The sequence below is a fragment of the Pseudoxanthomonas sangjuensis genome (assembly GCF_010211755.1).
Lineage (GTDB): Bacteria > Pseudomonadota > Gammaproteobacteria > Xanthomonadales > Xanthomonadaceae > Pseudoxanthomonas_A > Pseudoxanthomonas_A sangjuensis.
Genome location: NZ_PDWR01000067.1, coordinates 1 through 563 on the forward strand (window position 1 = coordinate 1; position 563 = coordinate 563).

Genomic DNA, 563 nt, shown 5'->3' on the forward strand with positions numbered 1-563 from the left:
GTGTAGATTTCGATGCGGTCGGCGCCGCAGGCGGCGGCCTGTTCCAGCCCCGCGCAACCGGCGTCGGCGAACAGGCTGACCCGGCAGCCAAGCGACTTCAGTTCCGCTACCAGCGGGCGCAGCCGTTCGCCGTCGCGGACGAAGGCGAAGCCGTGGTCGGCAGTGAGCTGCCCGTCGCCGCCCGGCACCCGCGTCGCCTGCGCCGGGCGCCCGCGCCGGCACAGTTCGGTGGCTCCCGGATAGCCTTCGCGCGGCCGCGGGAACGGGTTGCCCGCGATGTTGAATTCGACCCCGCGCCGCGCGGTCAGCTCGGCCAACGCGTCGACGTCGCTGGCGCGGACGTGGCGCTGGTCCGGGCGCGGGTGCACGGTGATGCCGGGCGCACCGGCGTCGAGGCAGGCCGTCGCCGCGCGCAGCACGCTCGGCTCGTCGCCGCCGCGCGAATTGCGCAGCCCGGCGATCTTGTTGCCGTTGCCGCTGAGCAGGGCCATCGCGAAGCGGTACGGTTCAGCCCTCGCCCGGGGACTGGTGCGCGGCCGCGGGCTTGCTGTCGTTTCTACACA

Annotated in this window: 1 protein-coding gene; it reads right to left on the bottom strand. The window is 74.1% G+C overall.

Going from position 1 to position 563, the window contains the following annotated elements; all coding sequences use genetic code 11:
- Window positions 1-491, bottom strand: a 491-nt coding sequence (locus tag CSC71_RS15325) for a pyridoxine 5'-phosphate synthase (RefSeq protein WP_162375235.1), incomplete at its 3' end; no start/stop codon positions are given.
- Window positions 492-563 lie beyond the last annotated feature (72 nt).